The sequence below is a fragment of the Candidatus Nitrosopumilus sp. genome (assembly GCF_040878665.1).
Lineage (GTDB): Archaea > Thermoproteota > Nitrososphaeria > Nitrososphaerales > Nitrosopumilaceae > Nitrosopumilus.
Map to the genome: position 1 here is coordinate 126,382 of NZ_JBBDLU010000008.1, position 26,511 is coordinate 152,892.

Here is a 26,511-nt window from a genome sequence, read left to right on the forward strand (position 1 = left end):
AAATATGTCAGAAAATGATTATGATAAACCACTATTAGAAAAATTTGAACAGGAAATTTGGAGTAAAATTCCACATTTGCAGGGAGACAAAGTTGTAAACGCAACACCGTTGATTGATGTTACTAATGACCTTAAGGAATGTGCAAAAAAACTGTACAAGCTTGATATTTCAGATTTAGAATTGAAAGTGTATGGAAAATTTGATTCTAACTTGGTATCAGGCTCAATCAAAATTAGACCTGCTATTCACATTATGCATGATGCAATTAAAACAGGAAAGTTGAAAAGTAATCAAACAATAATTGAAGCAACATCTGGAAATTTTGGAATTGCACTTGGACAGATGTCAAAATTAGGATTGACTGTTGTGTCACTTGTTTCAAGGAAACTACAAGAGGGAGTCTTTAAAGAATTAAGAAATGAAAATATTCGTATAATGGATCTAGACATGGATATTTGTCCTGCTCCTGGAATGAAAGATAGTGATGCTGATGCACTAGTTGCAAAAGCTACTGCAGCAAATATCCGTTCTCAGTTAGTGGAATTAGGTTTTGATCCTACTATTTATGACAAATCGATTTCTGAAGTTGAAACATTATTGGCAGCACAAGACATAATCAATTTAGCAAAACTACTTTCAAAAATTTATGATTGTTTTTGTCCAGAACAATATGATAATGAGTTAAACATTGAAGCACATAAAACAATTACAGCAATTGAGATTGATCAGCAATTACACGAAAATGGAGATTCATTAGAAAACTACAGAATAATGTGCTCCTTTGGAACCGGTGGTACATCTGGCGGATTAAGTAAATACATGAATCAAAAATATGGGAAAAAGACAATTCATGTGGTATTTCCATCTCCGGGTCAAGATGTTGCAGGAATTAGAACAAAGGCAAAAGCAGACGGACTAAAATTGTATAATCCAGAGGCATATGCTGCTCAACATGAGGTTGATTTTGGACAAGCAAAGCATTTGCTAAAATTTTTTGTAGACAAAGGTCACAATATTGGTGAAAGTACTGCACTTGCATTGTATGTTATTTTAGAGATGGTAAGTGATGGTGACAAAGGAAAGTTTGTAGTAGTAGTAGCTGATGGAATTGAAAAATACAGGAAAAACCTAGAAGCAATATCAACTAACAAACGGATTCAAGTTTCTTTAGAAGATGCAGTGTCTAGTGTACAAGAGTATGACAAAATAATATGGGTCCATACTCAATATACTCCAAAAGAACAGGGAATTGAAATTATTGCCAAATCTTTAGGAGTAGATAAGGAAAAAATTGCAATACCAAAAGCAAGTACGATTAATCAATTATTATCAACACAACAGATTCCAGATGATCTTAAGAAAGATCTTGATGGGTCTAAAGGTAAGTCACTGTTAATTTGCATGGCCGGAAATACATCATTAATGACTGCTCAAGTATTAGCAAGTAAAGGCATAGTAACTGAGAGCTTGAATGGTGGCATAACAAATTTGCCTGAAGGATTGGGTAAAAATCCTGGGGAATTTATCAAAATAGCTACTGAATAATAGCCGTGAAATGTCTATCAATTTCTCAACCATTTGCTGATTTAATAGTTTCAGGAAAAAAGATTATAGAATTAAGAAATTGGAATACAAATTATCGGGGCGAATTTTTAATACATGCTCCATTAAAAATAAAAACTGAAGATTCTAAGAGATTAAAAATTAACAAAAAATTTGTTACAGGGGCAATTATCGGTAAAGCTCAATTATATGATGTAAAAAAATACAATTCTACAAAAGAAATTCAGTCAGATCAAAAATTTCATTTTGCATCAAAAAAATTTCAAAATAAAATGTTTGGATTTTTGTTGAAAAATGCCAAACCATTTAGAATTCCAATTCCATTAAAAGGTCAACTAGGATTGTTTGATGTAGACATTCCAAAAACCAAAATTAAAAACGATGAGATCATATCAGATATCATCGATGAAGAATATCGTTACCAATGGATTGGTCATCATTAAAAATTCCTGAAAAAAATTATGACTAGTATATATAAAGCTCATATTTAAAGTCCCTCGTTATGCCTCAAACAAAACCTATTGTTAGTGTTGAAAATGTTGTTGCATCTGCATCAGTAGATCAAAAAATTGATCTTATTGAAATCACTGAAAAATTTCCAGATACAGAGTATCATCCAGATCAATTTCCAGGACTTGTATTTAGATTAACTAATCCAAGAACTGCAACATTGATTTTTAGAACAGGAAAGATGGTATGTACAGGAGCAAAATCTGAAGAGATGGCAATCAAAGCTGTCAATACAGTTGTTCAGAAATTAAGAAAAGGTAAAATCAAAATTAAAAATGATGCAGTAATTACAGTTCAGAACATAGTAGCAGCGATAAATCTAGGAGGAAAAATCCATTTAGAAAAAGCTGCTAGAACACTACCGAGAAGTATGTATGAACCAGAACAATTTCCAGGACTAATTCACAGAATGCTTGATCCTAAAACTGTGATATTATTATTTGCGTCAGGGAAATTAGTATGTACAGGTGCTAAAAAAGAATCAGATGTTTATCGTTCAGTACATAATTTACATGCATTATTAGAAGAAAAAACTCTAATGATTTATGATCAATGATTTTTGTATATGTTAAAAATTGACTAAAGATATTTTTGAGGATGAAAAGAGAAAACTAACTCCAGAATCAGGCTTTAGTTTAGTTGCAATAGACTACTTTTCAGAACCAGGAAATCAACTGTATCTGGTTGAACATTTTGAGATGTATCAAGACGCTTTGAATGCTAAAAAAGATAGAAAGAATCAAGACGAATATTTTGTATTGTACAGAGGAACAGGAAATGAATTTTTTTGCAGATAGATAAGAAAATCCAATAAACTTTACTAAATTTTACAAACTCTCTTATCATTCAGTTTGAGATTTGAAAAATATTGTCTAATGAGACCAGTGATTTAATTGATACACTGTATGAAAAAGATAGTTTAGTTCAGCCTCAACAAGTTACCCCACAAATTACTCGCAAAAGCCCAAAAGCAAAATATCAGATTTTTGATGAATCTGAATTTACCCGTGGAAGAGAAGTTCTAGGTGATCTAATTGTACACGGAATGATAGCCTCAGGTGGAACGGATATAGATTGGCTTATTGAGCACAAAGGAAGTTTTGTCATATTAGAATTCAAGGGATTTCATAATGATAAGATCAACATTGCAAAAGGTCAAATGATAGCATATGAAAAATTACATGAGAAATTAAACCAGGCAACAAAATGTTATCTTTATGTTGTTGGTTGCGATGATATTGATTTTTCAAATCCAGATTCCAGTATTTGGATTTTTGAGATGAATCAATGGAAAACGGGTGCGATTCCAAAAAACACCACAGACATTTATGGCGATAATTCAGATAGACAAAACAAATTCATTGTCTATCGTGAATATATGGATGAAATTAGTGTAGAGAAACTAAGAGAAATAGTAGATTCTCATTGGAAAGAATTTGGAAAAAAATTAAGCGTTGAATGAAAATGTATTAGATTTTGTTTCTACACCATTATCAACAGTGATTGTATAAGTACCAAAACTTTGCCAATTAGGTCCTCCAGCTATTGCTAAAGTTGAATATCGTCCATCACTTTTCAAAGACAGTTGTTCTGTCCACACTAGATCACCACTTGGACTTCTAATTGACAGGTTTACATTTTTGGAAGTGTTAGAAGTTCCACTAATTGAAATTAAATCTTTGTTGCCATACGATGTTAAATCAGTTTGTACAGACAATGAAAGAGATGTAGGGTTTTTTGTATCATTAATCTTTGGAACCCCATCAGAAATACCGCTAAATGATACGGCAACTACAATGATAATGACTAAAGCAAGACTACCAATACCTAAGAATATTTTTTTATTTTTGGATTTAGAATATGATATTCGTGACGGTGTTTGAAGTGATTGCTGGGTAAAATGAGTTTGAGGAATTATAACATCAGGAACTATTGGCTTTTCGTTAACAATTGTTTGTTTAAATTCAGGCTTTTTTCCAAGATGTTTTTCTGCTAATTCTCGAACATAGTTTCTTTCATAATTACTAATCACTTCATTATGTTCACAAGCTCTACGAATTTGTTTTAGTATTCTGTCATCGCCAAAATCCTTGTCTAAAAGAGCTTTTACATCATCAAGTAATGGATCAGTCATGTCTATTTTCTTCCGTATTTGATTATTTATGAATATCTTGTTTAATATTTTCTAATGAGTCATAAGTATAGAAAAATTACAGAAAATTCTAAAATAGACGTAAAAAATCTATTTTGAGCAGATTTTTTGGGCTTGTATAATGACTGTTCTTATGTAGTCCTTGGCAGTTGAGTCAGTTACTCCCATTTGTTTTGCTCTTTGATATAGATCATTTTCTTTAGGATTTGCCAGATAATATTTCAGAAGATAATTAAGCCTATGAGATCTTTTTTCATCACTTTTCATAATTTTATTTATTTCTGATGCTAAAAAGGTCAGAGGATAGTGACATAACCATCAAACTCATAGTATCACAGGATTTGAATAAAAACATATGATCTTTTTTAAATAATATCAAAAAAAGAATGGAAATGAAACGAATTGAGGCAACTATTCAAGCAACTAAAATTGGTGCAGTTACTGAAGCAATCAATGCTCTTGTTGGTGGATACACCGTTCTGGAAGGTAAAGGCAGAGGTTCTGGAGCAAGACAAGAGATGAGATCGGGTAGAGGAACAGGCACTCTTACTGCAGAATACAACCACGTTGCAACTGTAAGTACAATTGTAGATGATTCGAATGTAGAGAAAGTTTCTACAGCAATTGCAGATGCAGCTTTCACAGGAAAAGGTGGAGACGGAATTATTGCAGTATCCAATGTTGACAGCGTTCTGAATATCGCATCTAAAAAGAGTGGTTCTGAAGCCCTCTAATCATTTTCTTTTATAAAATAACTAATGATAATTACTACTGAGAGGGTGACAACCTCCTCTCAGTTAGGGATCCCTTTGGGGGACATGTTTTTTGAAGGGATGATATAACATTACAATTTGAGTATAAAAGCAAAGGATTTTGAAGATTTATGATTGACCTTCAATTCCCATCAACGTTAGTGTTGACCTTATTTTTGGAATTTTTCTAATCTTCCAAGTGATTGTTTCTCGTAATGCTTCCACTTGACTTGATTCAACTTTGACCAAAATATCATATGCTCCAAAAGTTCCATGAACTTCTTTAACACCTTCAATTGCCTTTAGTTCTGAAATAACTGCTTCCTCAGAACCTAGTTCACAGTTTATGAGAACATAAGCTGTTGCCATTACGATTCAACTCCTATTTTCATACTTAAAACACTCTCTTGAAATATATAAGAATAGTCCAATTTGTTTAAAAATCCAGCATAAAATCATGTAACATAATGAACAAATGTTTAGAAATATGAGGAATGATTTTAAAAACTTCTATAATAAGGCGTATGCATTTCTCATAATTTTTTCTAGTTCATCAATATTTTTTGAAAACGTGATTTTGGAACGTAATTTAGAGCCACCTTTCATGCCTTTAGTAAATCTCATGGCTTGACTCTTGATGTTTGCAAATTTGATTTTATATCTACTTGTGATATGCAAATAATCAAAAAAAGAATCCAATCTATCTTTGAAAGAGTATTCTTTGTAAGAATTAGTTTTAAGATAATCATTGATTTGTTCAAACAAAAATGGATTTCCCATTGCACCTCTACCAATCATGACATAATCACAATTAGTCTCATCTAGCATGATTTTTGCATCCTCAGGAGTGATAATGTCACCGTTTCCCACAATTGGAATGCTGGAAATTTGTTTGAGTTCTTTAATCAAATCCCAGTCTGCATTTCCAGAATAGCCTTGACTAACAGTTCGTGGATGTAATGTAATCATTTGAATTCCTTCATCTTCAGCAATTTCTGCAATGTCACGAAATAGAAATTTACTTGCATCAGTAACCCCAGAACGAATTTTTAGTGTTACTGGTTTTTTTACTGCATTTACAAGAGTGTTAAAAATTTGCTGAGTCAGATTGACCTCTTGTAAAAGTGCACCACCAGCCATTTGTTGGGTGATATGAGGTGCAGGGCAACCCATGTTATAGTCGATCATATCAAAATAAGGTTCTACGATCTTTGCGGCTTTTTCCAACGCAAGAAGATCAGATCCAAATAATTGAATTGAGAGAGGTCGTTCTTCATCAGAGTATTCAAGAAATTCTTGTATAGTTTTCATCTTTTCTTTTAGTTGATGTTCTTTTGCGATTATACTATGGATGTTTGTAAATTCTGTTACGACCAATCCTGCTCCCATTTGTTTACATTGTAAACGAAGTGCAGGATCACTTACCCCAGCCATTGGAGCTAAAAATGCACGACTAGAAAATTTTGGAAGCATATTTGGATTTCATATTTTGAATATATTTATCATATCAAAAATAAAGTCAGAATATTTCTATTAGTTGTCTGGGCAGCCGTCTGTATCTCTGTCACCATCATAATCTTCTGGATCTAGAGGACATAGATCTTCATCATTAATGATACCATCTAAATCATCATCGTGAACAAATCTCTGCTGTTCAGGAGCTGTATCTGGGCAGCCGTCATGATCATTGTATTTGTTCCAAGTTTCAGGATTTGTTGGACATGAATCAATTGCATCATAATAACCATCGCCGTCAGAATCTGGTCTTGTTGGAGCAGTAGATTCTGCTGCTAACACATCAGGGCAGCCGTCCCAATCTAGATATCCATTAAAGTTCTCTTGATCATCAATACATGCATCTTTTCTATCATCTATTCCGTCACCGTCAGAATCAAGGAAACTATACGCTGGTATAGCAGAACCAGTTGAATCTGGGCAGCCGTCTTCATCTTGATAATAGTTGTAAGTTTCAGGCTCTAATGGACATGCATCAGATACATCAACAATTCCATCTTGGTCAGTATCAAGTGTGAAAACATATCTGTCAGGACAACCGTCTTTGTCATCAATATCATTGAATGTTTCAGGTTGGTTAGGACATAGATCTAAATTATCTGGAATGCCATCGCCGTCAGAATCAGATGTATGTTTGGTATCAGAAAGTGTATCAGGACAACCGTCATCGTCTAGATATCTGTTGTAAGTCTCTCTATTGTTAGGGCATTGATCAATATTGTTAGGAATACCATCAAAATCAGCATCGCCAAAGGAATCATATGCTATTGTGTCTGGGCAGCCGTCTTCATCTTGGAAACCGTTGTATCTTTCAGCAATTGTTGGGCAAGCATCAAGTATGTCAGGAATGTAATCATAGTCAATATCAGATAATGCAGATTTTGAAAATCCAGGAATGTCAGGACAGCCGTCAGTATCTAAAAAGTCATTATAGTTTTCTGGTTCATTGATACATTGATCCCATCTATCGTCTATGCCATCACCGTCAGAATCAGGAAATACATATGATGAGACAACAGTTCCAGATGAATCAGGGCAGCCGTCACCATCTTTGAAAAAATTATAAGTTTCAGGTTCTAGTGGACATGCATCTAGAGTGTTTGGAATTCCATCTTGATCAGTATCTATTAGAGAATTATTATTATCAGGGCAGCCGTCTGTATCTTGAATACCATTAAATGTTTCAGGTTGGTTAGGACACTTGTCTAAATTATCAACAATTCCGTCACCATCAGAATCATAAGTAATAGAGTTGTTTGTAATAGAATCAGGACAGCCGTCATCATCCTGGAATTTATTGTAAGTTTCTTTATTGTATGGACATGCATCTAGAGTGTTTGGAATTCCATCTTGGTCATAATCACCTGCAGTTAAGAATTCAATTTCATCAGGACAGCCGTCATCATCTTGGAATTTATTGTAATTTTCACGGTCCAACGGACATGCATCTACAGAATCAAGAATGCCGTCATAATCTGAATCAATTAAACCATTTGGAGCAGCACCAGGAATGTCTGGACATCCATCCCAATCTAGATGTCCGTTATAGTTTTCTGGCTCTCCAATACATTGATCCCATCTATCATCTATTCCATCACCGTCAGAATCTGGGAAAGTATATGATGAATCTATTGCATCTACATTATCAGGACAGCCGTCATCATCCTGGAATTTATTATAAGTTTCAGGTTCTAGTGGACATGCATCTAGAGTATTAGAAATTCCATCTTGGTCATAATCTCCTAACATCATAGCATCATCAGGGCAACCGTCTTTGTCATCAATTCCATTAAATGTTTCAGGTTGGTTAGGACACAAATCCATAAAATCAGGATAACCATCGCCGTCAGAATCTGCAATGCCTTTTGTATCAGTTGGAGATAAATCAGGACAGCCGTCATCATCCTGGAATTTATTGTAAGTTTCTTTTACAGTAGGACAATTATCTATATGATCTTGAATGCCATCAGAATCAACATCATACCATGGAACAAAATCTGCAGGACAACCGTCAATATTGTTACCATATTGTGGATCATAGTCTTCTAAAAGATGAGGGCAAAAATCTACATTGTTTGGAACCCCATCTCCGTCAGAATCAATATTTTCATTAGCAAAAGCACCACCGGGCATCATACCAATAGTGGATGTAAGTAAAAGCAAAAAGCCCAAAAGATATTGTTTTTTCATTCTTTACGACTTCGATATTATCAGGTATTTATTAAGTCTCACGTTGAACAGGTTCTTCAAAGATATTGTATATGGAAAAAATAGATTAATTATCTGGGCAGCCGTCGGTATCTCTGTCACCATCATAATCTTCTGGATCTAGAGGACATAGATCTTCATCATTAATGATACCATCTAAATCATCATCGTGAACAAATCTCTGCTGTTCAGGAGCTGTATCTGGGCAGCCGTCCCAATCAAAATATTTGTTCCACGTTTCAGGATTTGTAGGACAAGAATCTACAGCATCTGGGTATCCATCACCATCAGAATCAGCATACGTAGGAGTAGAAGATTCTGCGCCAGGAACATCAGGACAGCCGTCTTTGTCTAGATAATTGTTATAGTTCTCTGGTTCATTGATACATTGATCCCACCTATCTTCAATTCCGTCACCATCAGTGTCTGGGAATTGGTATTGTGGGGTCATTGCATCATTAGTATCTGGGCAACCGTCATCATCTTGGAATCTGTTGTATGTTTCAGATTCTAGTGGACATGCATCTAGAGTATTTTGGATTCCATCTTGATCAGTATCAAGTTTAGATGATAGTTTATCAGGACAGCCGTCTTTGTCTTGGAAACCATTGAATGTTTCAGGTTGAGTAGGACAAGAATCTATAATATCAGGAATGCCATCACCATCAGAATCAGCTGTGGATCTGTTATCTGCGATGTAATCTGGGCAACCGTCTAAATCTTGGAATTTATTGTAAGTTTCTTTAGCTAGTGGGCATTGATCAATATCATCATAAATTCCATCACCATCAGAATCTCCAACTTTGGTGTAATCAATACTGTCAGGGCAGCCGTCATCATCTTGGAAGCCATTATACCTTTCAGCAATCGTTGGACATTGATCTAAATGATCTGCAAGACCATCATAATCAGCATCAAGCATATCTCCTGCTGTGGTACCAGGAACATCTGGACAGCCGTCTTTGTCTAGATAATTGTTATAGTTCTCTGGTTCATCGATACATTGATCCCACCTATCTTCAATTCCGTCACCATCAGTGTCTGGGAATTGGTATTGTGGGGTCATTGCATCATTAGTATCTGGGCAACCGTCATCATCTTGGAATCTGTTGTATGTTTCAGATTCTAGTGGACATGCATCTAGAGTATTTTGGATTCCATCTTGATCAGTATCAAGTTTAGATGATAGTTTATCAGGACAGCCGTCTTTGTCTTGGAAACCATTGAATGTTTCAGGTTGGTTTGGACACAAATCTAGATTATCAATAATACCATCACCGTCAGTGTCAAATGCAAATTTGTCATCTGCGATGTAATCTGGGCAACCGTCTAAATCTTGGAATTTATTATAAGTTTCAGGACTAAATGGACAAGAATCTAAATTATCAGGAATGCCATCACCATCAATATCACCAGTCATTGTAAACTCTAATACATCAGGGCAACCGTCACTATCTTGGAATTTATTATAATTTTCACGTTCTAATGGACATGCATCTAGAGTATCAGGAATTCCATCATAATCAGCATCTGGAGCTTCCAGAGAGGTAACACCAGGAACATCGGGGCAACCGTCCTTGTCTAGATAATTGTTATAGTTCTCTGGTTCATCGATACATTGATCCCACCTATCTTCAATTCCGTCACCATCAGTGTCTGGGAATTGGTATTGTGGGGTCATTGCATCATTAGTATCTGGGCAACCGTCATCATCTTGGAATCTGTTGTATGTTTCAGATTCTAGTGGACATGCATCTAGAGTATCAGAAATTCCATCGCGGTCAGAATCTCGTATAGTCATAGCATTATCAGGGCAACCGTCTTTGTCATCAATTCCATTGAATGTTTCAGGTTGGTTTGGACACAAATCCATAAAATCAGGATAACCATCGCCGTCAGAATCTGCAATGCCTTTTGTATCAGTTGGAGATAAATCAGGACAGCCGTCATCATCCTGGAATTTATTGTAAGTTTCTTTTACAGTAGGACAATTATCTATATGATCTTGAATGCCATCAGAATCAACATCATACCATGGAACAAAATCTGCAGGACAACCGTCAATATTGTTACCATATTGTGGATCATAGTCTTCTAAAAGATGAGGGCAAAAATCTACATTGTTTGGAACCCCATCTCCGTCAGAATCAATATTTTCATTAGCAAAAGCACCACCGGGCATCATACCAATAGTGGATGTAAGTAAAAGCAAAAAGCCCAAAAGATATTGTTTTTTCATTCTAGATACTCCTATGGGTCAGGACATCCATCAGTATCGCTGTCACCATCATAATCCTCAGGCTCTAGAGGACATAGATCATTTTCATTAATGATATTATCCAAATCAGCATCATGTTTGTATCTTGACTGTTCTGGTGCAATGTCAGGGCAGCCGTCATGATCATTATACTTGTTCCAAGACTCTTTTTCATTTGGACATAAATCAACTTCATCATTTATGCCATCTTGATCACTATCAATAGTGACATTTCCAGTTGGCACAGTATCAGGACAGCCGTCATAATCAACATATCTGTTCCAAATTTCATTTTGAGTTGGACACATATCCATTACATCTGGAACCCCATCACCATCTGAATCTGGTTGTTTATCATCACTGTCAGGACAGCCGTCATCGTCTTGGAAGCCATTGTAAATTTCAGCAACTAGAGGACAATCATCGGAAACATCATTGATACCATCATTATCTGAATCAATCGCAAAGGATGTAGAAACAGAATCAGGGCAACCGTCATCGTCTTGGAATCTATTGTAAGTTTCTTTAGCAGTAGGACATGCATCTATTGCGTCTGGAATTCCATCCATATCTCTATCATTCTTTATGATGTATTCATCAGGGCAACCGTCTAAATCTAAAATACCGTTATATGTTTCAGGTTGATTAGGACAGTGATCATTGAAATCATTGATACCATCATTATCTGAATCAGCTGTAGATCTATCATCTGCAACATAGTCAGGACAGCCGTCTAAATCTTGGAATTTATTATAAGTTTCAGGAACAAGTGGACATTCATCAATACTGTCAACTATTCCATCAAAGTCAGTATCTAAACTAGTGACAAAGTCAGGATAGTCAGGACATCCATCATCGTCTTGGAAGCCATTGTATCTTTCTCTATCAAGAGGACATTGATCAATTGAATCTAAAATATTATCATAGTCAGAATCAGCATCGGTTGGATCATCTGGACAGCCATCATAATCGTGATAACGATTCCATGTTTCTGGAGTTGAAGGACATTGATCTAATGAATCCCTAATACCATCACCATCAGAGTCCAATACACTATCATCAGGACAACCATCTTGATCAAGATAACCATTTACAGTTTCAGCAACAAGAGGACATTTATCACTTAAATCAAGAATTCCATCACCATCAAAATCTGATCCTAATGCTCCAGATACGCTGTCAGGACATCCATCAGAATCTTCAATGCCATTGTAAGTTTCTTTGGCAATTGGACATTTATCTAAATTATCTGGAATTCCATCCAGGTCTCTATCAGATGTAGAATGAGTATCAGGGCAACCGTCTCTATCAAATACACCATTGAAAGTTTCTGGTTGGTTAGGACACAAATCAGAAAAATCGTTTATTCCATCACCATCAGAATCTGGAACTCCTTTATCAGAACTTACAAAGTCAGGGCAACCATCATCGTCTTGGAATCTATTGTAAGTTTCTTTTACTTCAGGACATTGATCAATACTGTTAGGAATTCCATCAAGGTCTGAATCAACATCACTTGAATAAGGAGGAATATCTGGACAACCATCATCGTCTTGGAAACCATTGTATCGTTCTGGATCTAGAGGACATGCATCATCACCATCCATAATTCGATCACCATCTGCATCATTTAATGTTCCATCAAAAGATGGTAGTGAATCTGGACAACCATCATAATCTGCAAATCTGTTAAAAGTTTCTGGTTGGTTAGGACAAATATCAAATTGATCAGCAATGCCATCGCCATCTTTGTCAGTAAATGAAAAGTCTAACGCAATATCAGGACAACCATCTAAATCTCTGTAACCGTTATACACTTCTGGTTCATCTGAACACAAGTCAAATTTATCTTGAATACCGTCATTATCAGTATCAACAAAATTAAAGTCATTTACAGAGTCAGGGCAACCATCTTCATCTTGGAATCTGTTGTAAGTTTCAGCACTTAGTGGACATTCATCAATAAAGTCTGGAACTCCATCTAAATCTCTATCACCAGAACCATAAGTATCAGGACAACCATCCAAATCATCAATTCCGTTGAAAGTTTCTGGTTGGTTAGGACAATTATCTATTAAATCAATAATACTATCACCGTCAGAATCAGATGCGCCTCCAACTCCATCTCCTGGAAGTGTATCAGGACAACCATCTTCATCTTGGAATTTATTGTGAGTTTCTTTTAGATTTGGACATTGATCAATATGATCTTCTATTCCATCATAATCTTCATCATACCATGGAACAAAATTTGATGGACATCCATCTATGGCACCTTCAAAATCTTCTTGTAAATTTGGGCATTGATCAATTGAATCATCTACATCATCTTTATCCAAGTCATCATCAGCAAAAGCTGGGCTAATAGGCATGCTAGTTAGCGTAGTTACAAGTAACAATAGGAACGATATCGTATGAATTTTTTTCAATGCCTAAAAATACCCCGAGGATCCAGTTATTAAACCTCACTCTAGAATCGACTAGAAAAATTAAAGATTTTGAGAAAACTTTCCATGTTGGACAAAAACTCGATTAATTTAAGTAAACCAAAACATGATCATGATCTCATGAGCTGTTCAGGAGAAACTGTAGAAGAAGATCATTTGATTCAGATCAGGCCTGCTATATCTGAACAACTAAAAAAAGCAAAGTATGGCGTATCTGATCATTCAACAGTAGAACTTTGTCACTGGACAAAAAAATCATTCAAACATGAGGGCAGTTGTTATAAACACAAGTTTTATGGAATATCAACTCATAGATGTATGGAATTTTCTCCAGCTGGAATGCATTGCGAAAATAGATGTGTGTACTGTTGGAGGCCAATGGAATTTTATGATTCAATGAAAATGGAGCCAGAGCATGTTGCAGAACCTGAAGAAATTTTAACAAAGTTGATGGCTGAAAGAAAAAAATTAATCAATGGATATTATGGGGATTCAAGAAACGATAAACAAAGATTAGATGAATCATTATTGCCTAGCCATTATGCAATTTCACTTTCAGGAGAACCAACAATGTATCCTAAACTACCAAAATTAATCAAGTATCTAAATTCTCTAGAGTCAACAAAATCAATTTTTCTTGTAACCAATGGACAAGAACCAGACATGATTCAAAAGCTGCAGGATGAAGATGCATTGCCGACACAGTTGTATCTATCAACAAATGCCGCAGATTATGAATCATTTATGAGGATAAACAAGCCAAAATATGATGATTCATGGGAAAGATGGAACAGAACGCTTGGCATGTTAAAAGATTTGGATACAAGAACTGTGTTAAGGATTACTTTGATAAGAGATTACAATGATCAAAGAGAAGGAATTCCAGCATTTGCAGAAATGTTTAGAAAAGCAAGTCCACATTTTATTGAAATTAAATCATACATGCACATTGGACGGTCAACTAATCGATTAGAACACGCAAATATGCTAGAAATGAAAGAAGTGAGGGAATTCAGTGAAGAAGTAGTGAAACACGGTAAAATATTTTCAATAATGGATGAAAGTGTTGTTTCAAGAATTTCAATTTTACAAAACAACGAACGGTTTATTGATCGTTTTATACCTACTTATGCAGATACCATTTAGAAAATTTCTCTAGTGCTTTGTATCTATGAGATAGTTCATTTTTATTATTTAGTTCAGCAAATGTCTTTGTTGAATTATTTGGAATAAAGATAGGATCATATCCCCAACCTTTTCCTTTTTGTGATTTGGATATTTTACCATTTAGATTTCCTACAAATGATTGTAAAATAGTCTTATCACAATAAGTTATGATTGAAACAAATTTTGCTTTTCTATTATTTTTTAAGAGATTAAGAATTCCTTTGTTACCAATTGTTTTAAAAACATATGAAGAATATGGACCTGGAAAACCATCAATAGAATCAATAAACAATCCATCATCCTCAATTATTATGGGTTTTTTAAATTGAGAAAATGCATAACTTGCTTTTGCCATTGCAATATCACAAAGGGAATTGGATTGAATTTCTTCTAAATTAGATTTGATAAATCCAAGACGAATTCCAAATGAATCTAAAATATTTTTAGCTTCATGATATTTGTGGCTGTTTGAGGATACAAAAAAGAGATCAAACGACTTGTGCATATCTACCACGACTTTCTATATCTGAAACTAGTTTAGTTATTTTCGTATAATAGGCATGGCCAACTATAGATTTGTATCCATTTAGGAAATTTTTCCACGAAGATGCCATGATTTTGGCATGAGCGCTGTTGAGAATTTCTTTAATTAATCTCAAGTCAACAGCATGATCTTCAGGTTTTATTGAGATTTGAGATAATCCAAAATCAATTACAAATACAGTATTATGAAATAAAATAAAATTCGAAGTTGTCAAATCACCATGCATAACTCCATTCTTGTGTAAAGTGCCAACCAGTTTTCCAATATCGCTTGATAATTTGATAATTTTTGATTCAGATAAATCATGAACAGGTTTTCCAGGAATTTCTTGCATGATTATTGAAGTTTTATCTAAATTTACAAAGTAAACAAGAGGTGTTGGAATTCCAAATGACTTTACAAGAGAAAGCATTTGTGATTCTTTAATTGTTCTATGTTTACGAATTTTCAAATCTAGTAAAGAATTTCGATAAGTTTTGATTTTCCTAATTTTTAGTATTGCATTAGAATTTTGCCATTTAGTTTGATAAAGGTCTGCTTCAGCTCCTTTTTTGATTAATTTCATTAACATTATATCCAGAGGAATTCAATAAAAATTAATCATGGATGAAGGAGAAAAACGAATCAAACAAGAAGACTGTAGCGAAGATGAGTTAGGTGCAGGAATTCTAACATTAACAAATAAAAGATTAGCATTTGATAAGACTAATGCAAGAATAATGGATTTTTCTAAGCGTTTTGGAGATACTGTATTAGATATTTCATTAGATAAAATAACAAAAACATGGAAAGAAGGATTACTAATGAAAAAAGTATGTTTCACAGCAAAAACAGACGATGGGGAACAAACTTTCAAGTTTGGAGTCTTCAACACTAAAAGTTGGGTCAAAATTATTGAACAGACAATTAAGGAATACAAAAATCAATAATCAACTTTAACAGAATCCAATCTCCATGATTGAGTAACAAATGTATCTTTTAATGCAACACCTGATTTTATTTGAGATTCCAATAAACCAGTCCAACAAATTTGACTTCCACAATCTCCAGCATATTGTAACGGAACTACAAAAAATTTACACCCGTGTCGTTTACATACATCTTGTAGCATTTCAGATAGTCGTTTGTTAGCTGCAACCCCTCCTACTATCATCAATTCTTTTTTTCTTGTAAATGATAAAGCACGTTCTACTGCTTCACTTATCATGGCAAATGCAGTTTCTTGAAGTGAATAACATGCATCAACTTTGCTTTTCATAGCAACTAATTTGGTTGCAGATAACAATCCAGAAAAGGATACATCATTTCCCTTCACAGAGTAAGGCAAAATAACATAGTTTGAAGAAGTATTTGCTAGCTCTTCAATATTTTTTCCACATGGAGATGCAAATCCAATTGATCGTCCAAATTGATCTAGTAATTGGCCGAGAGTAATATCCAAAGTCTCACCAAATACTCTCCATTGTTTATTGAGAAATGCCAAAAGCATTGTATGACCTCCAGACACCAAGAGTACAAGAGGGTTAGTTGCACCAGTCAATAATTTTCCCAATTCAATGTGCCCTATGGCATGATTCACTGGATATATTGGAATTTTGTAAAAAGATGCCAAAGATCTTGCAACTATAGCACCAACACGTAAACAGGGTCCTAAACCAGGACCTGCAGCATATGAAACAATATCCAAATCTTTGATGGAAACATTTGCTTTTTCAAGACATTCAGATAGAACTAGAGAACTATTCTCAATATGATGACGAGATGCTTCACGAGGATGAATTCCTTCACCCTCAGCAGGACGATAAATTTTTCTAATATCTGAAAGAATTTTTCCTTTCTTTCCATTTTTTTTAATTATAGCACAAGAAAATGTATGAGCTGTGCTTTCAATACCCAATCCAATCATATTAGCCACGACTTAATGTAGAAACAATTTTGATTACATCGCCATTTTTTAGTTTTTGATCACCGCTGATCCTTTGTTTGGTTTTACAATCTATTGCATGTAGAAATCCTTTTGCAATGTCTGCATGAATTAGGCCTGCCAGATCTTTGGCTGTAGAATCTTGTGGGACTAGTTTTGTATCAGGTAAAATAACACCATCTTTGTTTGTGAGTTTTGTCTCGTCTTCTACAGGATATACAACAATAAATTTTAATGAATCAAAAACAGCCGTGTTTAGAATTTTTTGAATGCCAGTCGTATTGATTTTTGAAAAAACTGATTTTACTAAATCAAGTGCTTTTTGTTGTGGTGGGGGGATTTCTTTCCCATCAACAATAGTAAAACTTTCATCACCAGAAGAATAATTTACAATTCCTGCTTTTGATGCCTTTCGTAAAAGTAATTCAGTTTCTGCACTACAGGGAATTACAACATCAGGAATTTTTTTGATAATATCAAGATCTTTGCAAAGATCTGCCTTGTTTGCAGCAATAATCATAGGTTTTGTATTTTTTCTTAATTCTTTGACAAAAGTTTGTATGTCAGATTCTGTCCATTCTTTAGGATTTTTAGTCATGAATCCTAATTTTTGAAGAACTTCTTGAACTTGAAAATCTTTAATTCCTAATCCAGTAAATCTTTTTGCTATACCATCAGTTAATTTTGCACGTTTTTGATCTATTTCTCGAGTGATTTTATCCCATTCTCTTTTTAGAATATCTGCAAACCATTGATCAAATTCATCTTGAACAAAAGCAATATCTTCCAAAGGATTATGTGTTCCAGCTGGAATAGGCTGTCCCTGAATATCAGTTGTTCCTGCAATATCAACAACGTGGATTAAGACTTCAGCTTGTCTTGCATCATCAAGAAATTGATTTCCTAATCCTTTACCTTCATGTGCTCCAGGAACTAATCCTGCAACATCAATGAGTTTTACTGGAATAAAACGAGTGCCATCTACACACAATTCATTTTCATGTTTAATTTTAAAATGTTGACAAGCGCAATCGGCTTTGACATATGCTACTCCAATGTTTGGTTCAATAGTTGTAAAAGGAAAATTTCCTGATGCTACTGGAGTTTCAGTTGCAGCAGAGAAGAAGGTTGACTTTCCTACATTTGCTTTTCCAAGTAAACCGATTTGCAATACTCACAGAAATCCAATTCTACTTATTAGTATTGCAGAAATCGTTTAATCTAGTTAGTTATGATTTCATATCATGTCAATAGTGATTACTGGTAATCCAGGAGTTGGAAAACATACAATTACACAAAAAATTGCTGAGATGATGGAACTATCAATTATAGATATTAATAAAATTGCAAAAGATTCAGGATTGTTTGAACAGAATGATGATACAAATGATGTAGATGTTGAAGAGCTTGAAAAAATATTAAAACAAAAAGTTTCATACAAAGATGTTATTGTAGGACATTTGGCACCTTATGTTTTAAGAAAAAATCAAGTAAAAGTAATGATTGTATTAAGAAGAAGCCCATATGATTTGATTCCAGTTTATAATGATAGAAAATACTCTGAGAAGAAAATAAGAGAAAATACAGGTAGTGAAATTCTAGGAATTATTGCCAATGATGCAATTAGTAGATTTCAAGAAAAGACATTTCAAGTCAATGTTAGTGGGAAGACAATTTCAGAAGTAGTCAGAAATGTAATGAATGTGATTGTAGAGAATGAGGGAAACGAAGAAGTAGATTGGCTAGAACTGGTGAGAGCAAATAATGATTTGGGAAAATTTTTTGTTGACTGATTAAATAACGCCTTTGAATTGATGAAATTACTTGTTTGAAATATCTAAAACAGATTTAGCTGGAAGAATTGGTACTCTTTATACAAATCATGGTAAAATTGAGACTCCAGCATATGTTCCAGTTATTCATCCAGTCAAACAGACAATTCCATCTAAAAAAATTCGAGAGATTGGATTTGATCTAGTAATTACCAATGCATACATTACAAGAAACAATTATGGAGACAGTGCTATAGAAAAAGGAATTCATAAAATAATTGATTTTGATGGTGGAATCATGACAGATTCTGGAGGATATCAAGTTCTAGAATACGGAGATGTGGAGGTGACGCCACCAGAAATGGCAAATTTTGAAAAAGGAATTTTAACAGATTTTGCAATACCACTTGACAAACCAACTGGGTATGGGATGCCAATCAAAAAGGCAGAAGCATATGTAAAACACACACTTGAAGTTTCAAAACAAACACTTGAGAACAGTGAAGATAATGGCCAAATTTGGATTGGTCCAATTCAAGGAGGAGAACACTTTGATCTTGTTGGAAAGTCTACAAAGAGTTTGGTGGATATGGGTTTTCAAATGCTTGCTTTAGGAAGTCCAGTTGAATTTATGGAATCATATGAATACAGATTATTAGCTCAAATGATAGTAGCTGCAAAAAAACAGATGCCACACTCTATTCCATTACATCTTTTTGGTGCAGGGCACCCCCTTACGATACCATTTGCCATAGCTTTGGGTTGTGACACATTTGATTCAGCCTCATACATGCTTTATGCCAAACAACTAAGATACATAACAGATGACGGCACACGATATTTGTCAGATATTACAGTATTTCCATGTAATTGTGAGATATGTTCGAAATATACTCCTGATGAATTCCGTCAGTTAGAATCAACAGAAAAGATCAATCAATTAGCAATTCACAACTTGTATGCAATTAAACTTGAGGTAGATAAAGTAAAACAGGCAATTCATGAAGGCAGATTATGGGAATATGTTATAAAAAAAGCAAGAGCTCATCCTAAACTATTTGAAATGATTGAAGTAATGACAGAAAATTATGAATTTCTTGGTGTGGGTACACCTAAATTTAAAGAGAAAGCTATCTTCTTGTACGGTAAAGAGGATCAATATCGTCCAGAGGTTCAAGCATTTCATAAAATGGTTAGAAAATTCAAATCAAAGAAGAAGAAACTCATCATTACCAAAGAATCTAATACAAAACCAGGGTATCTATCTTATGAGTATGTTGGATTAAAAAAGAGATACAAAGATTTTGAATCGTTTCAAATATGTCAGTATAATCCCCAATTAGGAATAATCCCAATAGAAATTTCAGACATATTTCCTGCTGCACACCATGAAACTTCAAGAATAGATTTTGAGCCAGGTGATTTTCCTACATTTAAAAAAACATGGAATAATTTCTTTACAAATAACAAATTTTCAGAACTGTATTATGATAAAAATGATAAATTCTTAAAATATTTTGCAAAGAATTTACCAAAAGAAATCAAGAAAAAATCTTTTGAATAATTAAAAATAAGAAAAAAGAATGTGCTAAAAGATGCTGCTTATAGAGCAGCGTCTTCTGCCCAACCTTTGATGAAGATACCGTTTTTGTGAAGAGGTACTGGTTGTCCAGCGGTGTAATTCATTGGTCTCATCCAAAAGATTGATTTTGTTGGGCATACACCGATGCATGCACCGTCAGAAATACATCTTTCTGGGTAGAAAACAAATGCTTTACCTCTCTTCCAGCCTTCAACAGGTTTTACTCTAAGGACATCAGGACCAAGAGTTGTACAGATTTCTACACATAGTGCACATCCGATACATCTTTGTTCATCAATGTCTGGTAGTATTGCTATTGGCATTACAAAGTTTAGTTGGCTTGGTTACTATTTAAACCATGATTGAAATTCATAACCCTGTTATGAAAATTGATCGAGTGGAAATTCATGCGCAGAACATAGATTAGAAATTTAAAAAACAAAAAGATAACGTGGTGTGCACGTTTATTTTCTCATTGCGTCTATTTGACCAGAAGTAACCCAGTCAAGTAGTTCTGCTGAAGATGGATTTAGGTCTGCTCTCTGTTTCATCAGATTGTTAACCCAGATCCAGTTTAATTGGTTTAGGAGCGGCTTGTTTGCTTCGTCACCAGCACGTGTTTTAGCGACGACGGCTTGATCTTGTTGTCCTAACCATTCTTGGAAGCTTCTTCCCATGAGGATCGGATCTTAGCTTACACTAATTAAAGCTTTTGTAGATTCCATGGTCGGCATAATGATCGGATTGAGTCTAAGAAGGTTTTAACATAGATGATAATTCATTTTAATTCTTGGATGTCAAGGTTTTAGGTGCAGCAAATGAAGTTGGCAGATCGGGTTTTTTGGTAAATTGTAATGGAACTAAACTATTACTTGATTATGGAGTATTATTTGGAAGAAGAGGCTCACCACCACAATATCCTCTACATGTAAAGCCTAAAGATTTGGATGCAATTATTATCACTCATGCACATTTAGATCATTCAGGAAACGTTCCATCACTTTTTGTAAGTGGCAATACTGATGTTTATGCTACTCCACCAACATTTGATCTTTCGAAATTATTGATTGAAGATATGCTAAAAATTGAAAAAAACGCCCATCCGTTTGATTTGCCTGAAGTAAATAACATGATGAAAAACGCCAAAGAGATTGGATTTAAACAAAAAATTACTAAAGGCAATGCGACGTTTGAATTAAGAGAATCAGGACATGTAATTGGTGGAAGTACAGTGCTAGTAGAATCAGAAAAGAAGCGACTTTTCTATACTGGAGACATCAAAACTAATGGTTCAAGAATGTTACGGGAAATGGATCTAGATATAGGTGAAATTGATTTACTAATTACTGAAAGCACTTATGCAAAAACTGAGCAAAAGCCAAGAAAAGAATCAGAAGCAGAATTAATAGAATTTGCAAATGAGGTGATGGACAGGAAAGGAATATTGTTTATTCCATCATTCTCAGTTGAACGCTCTCAAGAGATTGCATGTATTTTACGAAGTGCAAACTTTAAACATAAAATCATCATGGATGGAATGGCACTAAAAGTAAATGAGATAATGTTTAAACATCCAGATTATCTAAGAGATCCTAAAATATTTTCTGAGGCAATCAAGAGTGCAACTGCAATAAGAGAACATACTGAAAGAAAACGTGCAATGGACGAACCATGTGTTGTCATATCACCAGCTGGAATGTTAGTAGGAGGAAATGCAGTGTATTACCTACAGCAATTATCATTTGATAGTAAAAATGGAATAGCTCTTGTTTCGTATCAAGGAGATGGCACGCCAGGTAGAAAATTGTTAGATACAGGAACAGTTTCTACTAGAGGAAAGGATCTGAATGTTAAAGCTAAAGTAAAACAATTTGAATTTTCAGGGCATGCAGATAGAAAAGAATTATTTGATATGATTAAAAATATCAAAGGAAATCCCAAAGTGTGGGCAGTTCATGGAGATTCTGAGTCATGCGATATGTTTGCTCAAGAAATTCACGAGAAATTTGGTTTGGAAACATATGCACCTGCAGTTAATGATGAAATAACTGTCTGATATGCAAAAAAAGCATACAATAGATGTAGATAATTCAATTAATAGTGGACAAGTGTTTCTTTGGAGAAAAAATGGTAATTATTGGTACGGAATAAATGGCCAAGACATTCTAAAAATTAATAATTTTGGAAACATTCAATCATATCAAAATAGCAAGACAGATTTTTTTAGAAAAAAAGACAATATTGAAAAAATAATAAAGTCAATTTCAAAAGATAATACAACAAAAAAGGCTGTAAGACAGTTTCCAGGACTAAGAATACTTGAACAAGATCCCTTTCAATGTGTGATTTCATTTATTGTATCTTCAAACTCTAATATTCAAAAAATTAAAAGCAGTTTAGAGAACATATCAAAAAAATTTGGAGTGAAAGTAAAATTTCAAAATCAGGAGTTTTTTTTATTTCCTAAACCAGAAAAACTTGCTAAAGCATCAATTGATGAAATTAAAAGTTGTGGAGTAGGGTATAGAGCTCAGTTCATCAAAGAGGCAGCAAATATGATTTTATTTGAAAAAATTAATTTTGAGTATTTGAAAAAATGTAGTTACCAGGAGGCAAAAGAAATGATTTGTGCAATTCCAGGAGTGGGAAATAAAGTTGCAGATTGTATTTTGTTGTTTTCATTAAACAAGTTAGATGCGTTTCCATTAGACAGATGGATGATTAGAATTTTAGAAAAATATTATGCAAAAGAATTTCAACTAGAGACTAAAACCATTACAGAAAAACAATATGATATCCTCCATAAAAAAATTGTAAATCATTTTGGCCCATTTGCAGGATATGCTCAACAATTTCTCTTTAAAATGGAACGAGAAAATTACCAAAAAAAGTGGCTCTAAACCCTTAAAATGGTAATTAATTGCTAGGTTTTTGGGCTCATAACTCAGCATGGATAGAGTGCTGGACTTCTAATCCAGACGCCAAGGGATCGAAGCCCTTTGGGCCCGCTTACAAAATTATTTATTATTATTCACGTGTGATGTTTTGTGAAAGACATAGAGTTTCAGCTAAATTCTACAGATATTCATCCAGATTCAGAGATTAAAGGAAGTATCTTTGTCTCATATCCTGGAAGATATGACGGGGTTGTGATAAATACACAAATTTTGGATTCAAATGAACATATAATTTACAAATCATATAATGGAAAAAAAATATCACAAAACGTTTCAAGACTGTTTATCAACAAAGATGTAATGCCTGAAAACAAAGCAGAGTTTACGGCAGTGATTAGCTTTATACCAAAACAAGAGCATGAAATTAAATTCAGGGTATCAATTATTGAGCAACACAAAGAAATTGAAAGTCAGATAATTTTTGCAAAATATTTTATCTAGAATCTAAGTTTCTCTACAGATATTGTTCCAGTCATCCATGGATGTGGTGTACAATGATATGGAACATCTTGTGGTTCAGTGAACAAGAATTCATAAGAATCACCAGGTTTTAAAACTCCAGATGAGCCAAAATCGCCACTATAGCTATCTGCACTTCTATGATCAGGAGTTACAGTATGAGCAGTATCGTCATTATTTTGCCAAATTACTTTGTTGTTAACGCTCAATGTAACTAGAGCTTTGTTTGGCACATAGTTTTGATTGCCTTCAACTACGGCTCCAGGTACAATTTCAATGATAAAATCTTCTTCAGGATGTAAAATGTGCTCATCTACTGAAGGTTTTGCCAAAGATTCAGGAAGATAAAACGATGTATAAAATACAAAAGAGGCAGACATTCCAATAATTAATGCAATCACTCCAATACCATATGCATGGCTGGATGTAGATGCACTCATAATTTTTTCAATCGCTCAAGTTCTTATAAAGCTTGTTTAGAATTTTTGAAATCATGGTTTTTTAAGATCGCCAGATCCAATGTCTGAATTAGTATCAGCACTAATTCCTAAATCTGCCTGAGTCTTTGGTAGAGAAATTTCAGGTGCCAACTCTTTTGGTTGAGATTTTACTTCAGATGAATCGTTTCCTTTTGGAGGTGTGCTATGTTCAGCAACAACATCAAGTTCTGCTAGTTTTGGTTTTTCTTCTATTACAGGAACAGGTGGAGGTGGAGGAGCATTCTTTTGCTGACTCATCGCATACCTATACACATGGAAGAACGCCGCAAACACTAACAAGATAATTCCAACAAAGAATAATGATACATTCTTCATTCCAGTTAGAGCCGCATTGTACGCTGCAATATTTAGAAATACTTGGAATGCCAAAAGTGCAACCAGTAACCAGTTAATCCATTTTTCTGAAAGCTTGATTGAAGCGACTTTCTGAGGACCGCTGCTTTTTGCAAGTTTTGATTTTCTCTCAGCTTCGTTTGCAAGTTTAATCATCATGTAAGTAAATCCAAATCCTAGTGGTACCAACAATATCATTGTAGAGTAAAAGAATATTGGATCAATTACTAGACGCTCTACTAGTGGAATCTTTGTGTCAGGTGAGATATAGAATCCCCAATATGTAGTGACCATGATTTGGGCAAGACTGGTAATTCCAAATGCAGTAATGATTGGTCTGTCTCTCCAAGAGAATTTCTTGTATCTGTCGATAAATGGAATCAACACAAATGATATAATAAATAACAACGGCCATAACAAGCCAGTAACAAATTTGTCATACTGTGTCCTCATGAATGCATAAATTCCTGTAAGATACCATTCAGGAACCGTTACGCCAGGAGGTACTGTTGGTTCAAACTTGAAACCTAGATCAATTGGGAATACACCGCCTGTTATCAGAATAGCACCGCTAATTGCCATTACCATAGGTACATCAAACACCAAGAATCTTGGGAAATGAACTGCCATCAATCCTAGCATTACTATTGGTAGTAAAAACACGTGTTGAGCATAGAATCTTAATACAAAGTCGGAGAACCCACTACCTAACGCCGCATCACGAATAGTCGGCCCCACAACGGGAATAGAAGTTGTTAATGACGCCGCAATACTGATTGCAAGTTCAGCTCTTTCACTGAAAATAACATCATATCCTGTAAATGCTTCAAGAATTGTAACAGTACCTAAAATGACACCAGTCATCCATAGAACTTCATTTCTAATTTTGTATCTTCCACTAAAATATTGATAGTACATATGAAGAACTGCTAAAAGAACCATTGCGTTAGAACCGTGATAGTGAATGTTTCTAATATGAAAACCAAATGGGACATCATCGTTAATAAATTGAACACTGTCCCATGCCCTATCAAGAATTGGTTGATAGTAAAACATGAGTAATGCGCCAGAAACTCCAAGGATGATGAATACAACAAAAGTTAACATTCCTAAAAATCCAAATGGACTGACAAATCTTGCGGGGAATGAGAATTTGATTGCAGTAAAGATAGTTCTGTCTACTCCATCCCAAAGCCAATAAAGAAACGCTACTGCGCCAGTTCTTCTGCTAAGCGAAACGGCCATATCCAATTACTCCATTATCATTTGCGTTAAACTTTGGTGGCATGATAAATACAAAGCCATCTGAATCAATGTCCAAGGTTAATTTTGGTAAAGTGTTTGACGGTGCAGCTTGTACTGATGCAGGGCCAACAAATGCTGTTCCAGTTATTGGATCATACATACTTCCATGACAAGGACATTCGCCTCTTTTTCTACCATCATCTGGCCAATATTTCCATAAACACCAAAGATGTAGACATATCATACTATAAGCTCGTAATGCATCTGTGTCTTTGTTTCCTCCACCTAACTCTTCAGGAAGTCTAATGAATTGCCATTTACGAAAAGCTTCTGCATCAAGTGCTGCATCACCTGTTGAGGGATAAGTGATAACTTCAGCATGATTAATTGGATAGGTGTTGATATTAGCATGTGTGCCATCAGGCAAAATTACTGGAACTTTTTCTAGTGATGCCTGATTTGGGTTTGGCATAAAATTTCCAAACGGAACAAAGGGGGCAAAAGCTAATCCTGTGCCTGCAGCACCCATTAATTTTAGAAAATCTCTTCGGGATAATCCACTAGGCTTTTTTGTCCCAAGCTCCGACATTCAAGCTGACGTACCCGCCAAATTGCTTATAAAC

At 34.6% G+C, this 26,511-nt stretch carries 28 protein-coding genes and 1 tRNA gene; 13 read left to right on the top strand and 16 right to left on the bottom strand.

Features of this window, described 5'->3' with window-relative positions:
- Window positions 1-4 precede the first annotated feature (4 nt).
- Genes WDZ98_RS08775 through WDZ98_RS08790 form a run of 4 tightly spaced genes read left to right on the top strand, consistent with a single transcriptional unit; the run spans window position 5 to window position 2,871 of the window.
- Window positions 5-1,546, top strand: a complete 1,542-nt coding sequence (locus WDZ98_RS08775; protein ID WP_368060436.1) for a pyridoxal-phosphate dependent enzyme — start codon at window positions 5-7, stop codon at window positions 1,544-1,546.
- 5 nt (window positions 1,547-1,551) lie between these two features.
- Window positions 1,552-2,007 carry an ASCH domain-containing protein gene (locus WDZ98_RS08780; protein ID WP_368060434.1) on the top strand — a complete coding sequence of 152 codons (456 nt, stop codon included), beginning with the start codon at window positions 1,552-1,554 and terminating at the stop codon, window positions 2,005-2,007.
- Window positions 2,008-2,066: 59 nt separating this feature from the next.
- Complete coding sequence (locus WDZ98_RS08785; RefSeq protein ID WP_368060432.1) at window positions 2,067-2,630, top strand: TATA-box-binding protein; 564 nt, start codon at window positions 2,067-2,069, stop codon at window positions 2,628-2,630.
- A 19-nt stretch (window positions 2,631-2,649) separates the two neighbouring features.
- On the top strand, window positions 2,650-2,871 hold the full coding sequence (locus WDZ98_RS08790) for a hypothetical protein (protein WP_368060430.1): 222 nt from the start codon (window positions 2,650-2,652) through the stop codon (window positions 2,869-2,871).
- Between the two features lie 342 nt (window positions 2,872-3,213).
- Here the strand turns inward: WDZ98_RS08790 and WDZ98_RS08795 are convergent, their stop codons facing one another.
- Together WDZ98_RS08795 and WDZ98_RS08800 are read right to left on the bottom strand one after the other, a co-directional pair.
- The gene (locus WDZ98_RS08795) at window positions 3,214-3,384 is read right to left on the bottom strand and encodes a hypothetical protein (RefSeq protein ID WP_368060428.1); all 171 of its coding nucleotides are present in this window, start codon (window positions 3,382-3,384) and stop codon (window positions 3,214-3,216) included.
- Between the two features lie 137 nt (window positions 3,385-3,521).
- Entirely contained in the window at window positions 3,522-4,208 is a 687-nt protein-coding gene (locus WDZ98_RS08800) for a hypothetical protein (protein WP_368060426.1), read from the bottom strand.
- A 410-nt stretch (window positions 4,209-4,618) separates the two neighbouring features.
- Between WDZ98_RS08800 and WDZ98_RS08805 the strand changes: the two genes are divergently transcribed.
- Window positions 4,619-4,960 (top strand): P-II family nitrogen regulator, encoded by a 342-nt coding sequence (locus WDZ98_RS08805; protein WP_368060424.1) that lies wholly within the window; start codon window positions 4,619-4,621, stop codon window positions 4,958-4,960.
- A gap of 147 nt (window positions 4,961-5,107) precedes the next feature.
- Here the strand turns inward: WDZ98_RS08805 and WDZ98_RS08810 are convergent, their stop codons facing one another.
- The 5 genes from WDZ98_RS08810 to WDZ98_RS08830 form a co-directional block, all read right to left on the bottom strand.
- Window positions 5,108-5,347 carry an Lrp/AsnC family transcriptional regulator gene (locus WDZ98_RS08810; RefSeq protein ID WP_368060422.1) on the bottom strand — a complete coding sequence of 80 codons (240 nt, stop codon included), beginning with the start codon at window positions 5,345-5,347 and terminating at the stop codon, window positions 5,108-5,110.
- A 141-nt stretch (window positions 5,348-5,488) separates the two neighbouring features.
- On the bottom strand, window positions 5,489-6,451 hold the full coding sequence (dusB, locus tag WDZ98_RS08815) for a tRNA dihydrouridine synthase DusB (protein WP_368060420.1): 963 nt from the start codon (window positions 6,449-6,451) through the stop codon (window positions 5,489-5,491).
- Window positions 6,452-6,511: 60 nt separating this feature from the next.
- Window positions 6,512-8,683 carry a thrombospondin type 3 repeat-containing protein gene (locus WDZ98_RS08820; protein ID WP_368060418.1) on the bottom strand — a complete coding sequence of 724 codons (2,172 nt, stop codon included), beginning with the start codon at window positions 8,681-8,683 and terminating at the stop codon, window positions 6,512-6,514.
- An 85-nt stretch (window positions 8,684-8,768) separates the two neighbouring features.
- Window positions 8,769-10,940 (bottom strand): thrombospondin type 3 repeat-containing protein, encoded by a 2,172-nt coding sequence (locus tag WDZ98_RS08825; protein WP_368060416.1) that lies wholly within the window; start codon window positions 10,938-10,940, stop codon window positions 8,769-8,771.
- A gap of 11 nt (window positions 10,941-10,951) precedes the next feature.
- Window positions 10,952-13,330 (bottom strand): thrombospondin type 3 repeat-containing protein, encoded by a 2,379-nt coding sequence (locus WDZ98_RS08830; RefSeq protein WP_368060414.1) that lies wholly within the window; start codon window positions 13,328-13,330, stop codon window positions 10,952-10,954.
- Window positions 13,331-13,525: 195 nt separating this feature from the next.
- On the opposite strand from WDZ98_RS08830, the gene twy1 reads away from it, so the two are divergent.
- Entirely contained in the window at window positions 13,526-14,551 is a 1,026-nt protein-coding gene (twy1, locus tag WDZ98_RS08835) for a 4-demethylwyosine synthase TYW1 (RefSeq protein WP_368060412.1), read from the top strand.
- Here the strand turns inward: twy1 and rdgB are convergent.
- The gene (gene rdgB / locus WDZ98_RS08840; RefSeq protein WP_368060410.1) at window positions 14,529-15,077 is read right to left on the bottom strand and encodes an RdgB/HAM1 family non-canonical purine NTP pyrophosphatase; all 549 of its coding nucleotides are present in this window, start codon (window positions 15,075-15,077) and stop codon (window positions 14,529-14,531) included. The two genes, twy1 and rdgB, sit on opposite strands and share 23 nt — an antisense overlap.
- Window positions 15,061-15,681 carry a KEOPS complex kinase/ATPase Bud32 gene (locus WDZ98_RS08845; protein WP_368060408.1) on the bottom strand — a complete coding sequence of 207 codons (621 nt, stop codon included), beginning with the start codon at window positions 15,679-15,681 and terminating at the stop codon, window positions 15,061-15,063. Before WDZ98_RS08845 ends, rdgB begins: the two co-directional genes overlap by 17 nt.
- A gap of 37 nt (window positions 15,682-15,718) precedes the next feature.
- Between WDZ98_RS08845 and WDZ98_RS08850 the strand changes: the two genes are divergently transcribed.
- Complete coding sequence (locus WDZ98_RS08850) at window positions 15,719-16,045, top strand: hypothetical protein (RefSeq protein WP_368060406.1); 327 nt, start codon at window positions 15,719-15,721, stop codon at window positions 16,043-16,045.
- Here WDZ98_RS08850 and kae1 read toward each other — a convergent pair.
- On the bottom strand, window positions 16,039-17,022 hold the full coding sequence (kae1, locus tag WDZ98_RS08855) for a KEOPS complex N(6)-L-threonylcarbamoyladenine synthase Kae1 (protein ID WP_368060757.1): 984 nt from the start codon (window positions 17,020-17,022) through the stop codon (window positions 16,039-16,041). The genes WDZ98_RS08850 and kae1 overlap by 7 nt on opposite strands.
- 1 nt (window position 17,023) lies before the next feature.
- Window positions 17,024-18,211, bottom strand: coding sequence for a redox-regulated ATPase YchF (locus tag WDZ98_RS08860; RefSeq protein ID WP_368060404.1), 1,188 nt, complete (start codon window positions 18,209-18,211; stop codon window positions 17,024-17,026).
- 73 nt (window positions 18,212-18,284) lie between these two features.
- Between WDZ98_RS08860 and WDZ98_RS08865 the strand changes: the two genes are divergently transcribed.
- Together WDZ98_RS08865 and tgtA are read left to right on the top strand one after the other, a co-directional pair.
- On the top strand, window positions 18,285-18,833 hold the full coding sequence (locus tag WDZ98_RS08865; RefSeq protein ID WP_368060402.1) for an adenylate kinase family protein: 549 nt from the start codon (window positions 18,285-18,287) through the stop codon (window positions 18,831-18,833).
- 31 nt (window positions 18,834-18,864) lie between these two features.
- The gene (tgtA, locus tag WDZ98_RS08870; protein ID WP_368060400.1) at window positions 18,865-20,376 is read left to right on the top strand and encodes a tRNA guanosine(15) transglycosylase TgtA; all 1,512 of its coding nucleotides are present in this window, start codon (window positions 18,865-18,867) and stop codon (window positions 20,374-20,376) included.
- A 38-nt stretch (window positions 20,377-20,414) separates the two neighbouring features.
- Here tgtA and WDZ98_RS08875 read toward each other — a convergent pair whose 3' ends face one another.
- Both WDZ98_RS08875 and WDZ98_RS08880 read right to left on the bottom strand, forming a co-directional pair.
- Window positions 20,415-20,717 (bottom strand): ATP-binding protein, encoded by a 303-nt coding sequence (locus tag WDZ98_RS08875; protein WP_007403030.1) that lies wholly within the window; start codon window positions 20,715-20,717, stop codon window positions 20,415-20,417.
- A gap of 141 nt (window positions 20,718-20,858) precedes the next feature.
- Entirely contained in the window at window positions 20,859-21,071 is a 213-nt protein-coding gene (locus WDZ98_RS08880) for a hypothetical protein (protein WP_008300067.1), read from the bottom strand.
- A gap of 113 nt (window positions 21,072-21,184) precedes the next feature.
- On the opposite strand from WDZ98_RS08880, the gene WDZ98_RS08885 reads away from it, so the two are divergent.
- The 4 genes from WDZ98_RS08885 to WDZ98_RS08900 all read left to right on the top strand — a co-directional run bounded on the left by WDZ98_RS08885 (window position 21,185) and on the right by WDZ98_RS08900 (window position 23,792).
- Window positions 21,185-22,450 carry an MBL fold metallo-hydrolase gene (locus WDZ98_RS08885; RefSeq protein WP_368060397.1) on the top strand — a complete coding sequence of 422 codons (1,266 nt, stop codon included), beginning with the start codon at window positions 21,185-21,187 and terminating at the stop codon, window positions 22,448-22,450.
- A gap of 1 nt (window position 22,451) precedes the next feature.
- Window positions 22,452-23,294, top strand: coding sequence for a DNA-3-methyladenine glycosylase 2 (locus tag WDZ98_RS08890; RefSeq protein ID WP_368060395.1), 843 nt, complete (start codon window positions 22,452-22,454; stop codon window positions 23,292-23,294).
- A gap of 33 nt (window positions 23,295-23,327) precedes the next feature.
- Window positions 23,328-23,402, top strand: a tRNA-Arg gene (locus WDZ98_RS08895).
- Between the two features lie 39 nt (window positions 23,403-23,441).
- A complete protein-coding gene (locus WDZ98_RS08900) occupies window positions 23,442-23,792 on the top strand; it encodes a hypothetical protein (protein WP_368060393.1) in 351 nt (116 codons plus the stop codon).
- Here the strand turns inward: WDZ98_RS08900 and WDZ98_RS08905 are convergent.
- The 3 genes from WDZ98_RS08905 to WDZ98_RS08915 are packed head-to-tail and all read right to left on the bottom strand — an operon-like array spanning window position 23,789 to window position 26,477.
- Window positions 23,789-24,250, bottom strand: coding sequence for a plastocyanin/azurin family copper-binding protein (locus WDZ98_RS08905; RefSeq protein WP_368060391.1), 462 nt, complete (start codon window positions 24,248-24,250; stop codon window positions 23,789-23,791). The two genes, WDZ98_RS08900 and WDZ98_RS08905, sit on opposite strands and share 4 nt — an antisense overlap.
- 51 nt (window positions 24,251-24,301) lie before the next feature.
- Window positions 24,302-25,888: a cytochrome bc complex cytochrome b subunit gene (locus WDZ98_RS08910; RefSeq protein WP_368060389.1), complete on the bottom strand. Its 1,587-nt coding sequence runs from the start codon at window positions 25,886-25,888 to the stop codon at window positions 24,302-24,304.
- On the bottom strand, window positions 25,872-26,477 hold the full coding sequence (locus WDZ98_RS08915; RefSeq protein WP_368060387.1) for a ubiquinol-cytochrome c reductase iron-sulfur subunit: 606 nt from the start codon (window positions 26,475-26,477) through the stop codon (window positions 25,872-25,874). The genes WDZ98_RS08910 and WDZ98_RS08915 overlap by 17 nt, the downstream gene beginning before the upstream one ends.
- Window positions 26,478-26,511 lie beyond the last annotated feature (34 nt).